The following is a 3188-nucleotide window of genomic DNA, read 5'->3' as shown; positions in this document are numbered from 1 at the left end:
CCGGGGCCCCCGGGGAGGCCCCCCCCACCCCCCCCCGCCCCGCCCGGGCCCGCCGCGCCGAGCTCGCCCTGCGCCGCGCGCCCGGCGGCGTGGAACTCCGCGTCCGTGACGACGGCCGCGGCATCGGCATCACCCCGGAGGGCGCCGGCATCCGCGGGATGCGCGAGCGCGCCCTGCTCGTCGGCGCCCGGCTGACCGTGGACCGCGCCGCCGACGGCGGTACCGAGGTACGCCTGGCCGTCCCCGTCCCGGCCCGTTTCCCCGCGCACGCCCTCGTCCCCGTACGGGAGGCCGCGCCCGTCCCCGTGCGGAAGTCCGCGCCCGCACACGCCCCGCCGCCCCCGTGACCGACGCCCCTCGACCGGAAACGCTGAAACATGACCGACCCGGCCCCCACCCGCATCCTGCTCGCCGACGACCACGCGCTGGTCCGTCGGGGAGTTCGCCTCATCCTCGACGGCGAACCGGACCTGACCGTCGTCGCCGAGGCCGCCGACGGCGCCGAAGCCCTCGAACAGGCCCGTGAGCACCGCCCCGACCTCGCCGTCCTGGACATCGCGATGCCGCGTCAGACCGGCCTGCAGGCGGCCCGCGAGCTCTCCCGCACCCTGCCGGAGACCCGCATCCTCATCCTCACCATGTACGACAACGAGCAGTTCTTCTTCGAGGCGCTCGCCGCCGGGGCCTCGGGCTACGTCCTGAAGTCCGTCGCCGACCGCGACCTCGTCGAGGCCTGCCGCGCCACCATGCGCGGCGAGCCGTTCCTCTACCCCGGCGCCGTCAACGCCCTCATCCACAACTACCTCGACCTCGCGCGGGAGGGACGCCCCCTGCCGGCCAAGGCGATCACCGACCGCGAGGAGGAGATCCTGAAGCTGGTCGCCGAGGGCCACACCTCGCAGCAGATCGCCGGCCTCCTCGTCATCAGCCCCAAGACCGTGGAGCGGCACCGCGCCAACCTGCTGGCCAAACTCGGCCTGAGGGACCGCCTGGAACTCACCCGGTACGCCATCCGCGTGGGGCTGATCGAGCCCTGACCGGCAGACTGGACCCCCCGCACCTGCCGCCCCACCCGGAGTACGCCGATGCCGCACCCGTACGTCCTGCTGTCCGCCGCCGTCTCCCTCGACGGCTACCTGGACGACACCGGCCCCGAGCGGCTGCTGCTGTCCGGCCCGGCCGACTTCGACCGGGTCGACGAGGTACGGGCGTCCGTGGACGCCATCCTGGTCGGCGCCGGCACGATCCGCGCCGACAACCCCCGGCTGCTGGTCAACTCGCCCGAGCGGCGCGCCGCCCGCCTCGCCGGGGGCCGGGCCGAGTACCCGCTCAAGGTCACCGTCAGCGGCTCCGGCGACCTGGACCCGGCGGCCCGGTTCTGGCACACCGGCGGCGAGAAGGTCCTCTACACGACCGACGAGGGCGCCGAGCGCGCCCACGCCCTCGGTCTCGCCGCCGACGTCGTCCCGCTCGGCGACGGGCTCGACTGGCGGCGGCTGCTGGAACACCTGTACGCCGAGCGCGGGGTGCGGCGGCTGATGGTCGAGGGCGGCGGCACGGTCCACACGCAGCTCCTCACCGAGGGGCTGGCCGACGAGCTCCAGCTGGTCCTCGCCCCGCTGTTCGTCGGCGACCCGGAGGCCCCCCGCCTCTTCGGCCCCGGCTCCTACCAGGGCGGCCGGCTGCGGATGGTCGAGACCCGCCCGGTCGGCGACGTCGTCCTGACCCGCTACGAGCCCACCGCCCCCGGCACCGGCCCGCTGCCCTCCGCCGCCGACCACCACTGGCTGGCCCTCGCCTGTGAGCTGGCCGCCGAGTGCCCGCCCTCGGAGACGGCGTTCAGCGTGGGCGCGGTCGTGGTGGCCGCCGACGGTACGGAGCTGGCACGCGGCCATTCCAGGGAGGGCACCGACCCGGTGGTGCACGCGGAGGAGGCCGCGCTCGCCAAGGTCGACCCCACGGACCCCCGGCTCGTCACCGCCACCGTGTACTCCAGCCTGGAGCCCTGCGCCCACCGCGCGTCCCGGCCCGCGCCCTGCGCCCGGCTGGTCCTGGACGCGGGGGTACGGCGGGTGGTCACGGCCTGGCGCGAGCCGGACACGTTCGTGGCGGACGCCGACGGCAGCGGCGTGCTGGCCGCCGGGGGCGCCACCGTCGTCGTCCTGCCGGAGCACGAGGACCGCGCCAAGGCACCCAACGGCCATCTGCTCGGCCGCTGAGACCGGGCCGCCGGTAACGGGTGTGCGCCGTGTCCCGCCGATGGCGTACACTGGTCTCAACGACGCGGGGTGGAGCAGCTCGGTAGCTCGCTGGGCTCATAACCCAGAGGTCGCAGGTTCAAATCCTGTCCCCGCTACTGAAGGCCGAGGGCCGGAATCCAAAGGATTCCGGCCCTCGGTGTTTTCCGTTCCTCCTCCGCCCTTCTCTCCCGGCTCTCACTCAACGTGAGCGATCCACCCCGCAGCGCATAACAACTGACGCACCGTCAGAAACCGTCCGCCCCTCGAGGTGACCTGAGACGCGGTCAACTCGCCCGTTTTTGGCCGCTCGTGGCGCTTAAGTCCCCCCGGAAATCGTTAACGATCAAGAGGAACGGCTTGGAATCAGGCCCTCGCGTCTATTAACGTTCGATAACGCAGCGCGGTCGTCCCAGCCGTCACAGAAGGCGGCTCCGTGCGCACGCGCCGAATCCCGCAAGGGAACCGGGGAACCACCACCATGGGGTGAATCGCGTCAATACCGTCGTGGCGACACGGCTCGTATACGCGCGTAGGAGACCTTCCCGCTCCGAACCCGTCAGCTAACCCGGTAGGCGAAGACGGAAGGAAAGGAGCGCGCCCACGTGGCGTCCAACCCGCCTGCCCCCGAGGCCCCGTTCAAGCCGAGCGACACCGTCGCCTACGGCGCCGGCCGCACCGACGAGGGCCCCTTCGAGGAGTGGAACCCCACCGCGGAGTCCCTTCGCCCCGTACGTGGCCGGCACCGCGTCTCCAAGCAGCGCGGCGGAGGACTCGCCCGCAGCTCCACCGTCCTGGGCGTCGGCGTCATAGCGGCCGTCGGCGCCGGCGGCATGGCCAGCGCCCAGACCGGCAAGCCGCCGGTCTCGATCTCCATGCCCGACCTCCCCAACGTGGGTTCCCTCATCTCCGACGAGGAAACCCCCGAGGGATCGGCCACCCCCCTCAGCC

At 73.4% G+C, this 3188-nt stretch carries 2 protein-coding genes, 1 tRNA gene, 2 pseudogenes and 1 riboswitch; all 5 genes and pseudogenes read left to right on the top strand.

The window, feature by feature from the left end:
* Positions 1 to 347: pseudogene (locus B7767_RS31415) on the top strand (sensor histidine kinase); the annotation flags it as partial.
* 30 nt (positions 348 to 377) lie between these two features.
* On the top strand, positions 378 to 1037 hold the full coding sequence (locus tag B7767_RS31410) for a response regulator transcription factor (protein WP_085575095.1): 660 nt from the start codon (positions 378 to 380) through the stop codon (positions 1035 to 1037).
* Positions 1038 to 1085: 48 nt separating this feature from the next.
* A complete protein-coding gene (locus B7767_RS31405; protein WP_085575094.1) occupies positions 1086 to 2219 on the top strand; it encodes a dihydrofolate reductase family protein in 1134 nt (377 codons plus the stop codon).
* A 63-nt stretch (positions 2220 to 2282) separates the two neighbouring features.
* Positions 2283 to 2356: transfer RNA gene (locus B7767_RS31400), tRNA-Met, on the top strand.
* A gap of 316 nt (positions 2357 to 2672) precedes the next feature.
* Positions 2673 to 2830: riboswitch (cyclic di-AMP (ydaO/yuaA leader) on the top strand.
* 12 nt (positions 2831 to 2842) lie between these two features.
* Positions 2843 to 3188: pseudogene (locus tag B7767_RS47455) on the top strand (M23 family peptidase); the annotation flags it as partial.

The organism is Streptomyces sp. 13-12-16, from assembly GCF_002114215.1.
Lineage (GTDB): Bacteria > Actinomycetota > Actinomycetes > Streptomycetales > Streptomycetaceae > Streptomyces.
The sequence above is the reverse complement of the archived record's forward strand: the minus strand, read 5'-3'. Positions and strand labels throughout refer to the sequence as shown.

What these genes read in the sequence shown, in the direction of transcription:
- B7767_RS31410 (WP_085575095.1), top strand. Translation starts at nt 378, where the DNA reads ATGACCGACCCGGCCCCCACCCGCATCCTGCTCGCCGACGACCACGCG.
- B7767_RS31405 (WP_085575094.1), top strand. Translation starts at nt 1,086, where the DNA reads ATGCCGCACCCGTACGTCCTGCTGTCCGCCGCCGTCTCCCTCGACGGC.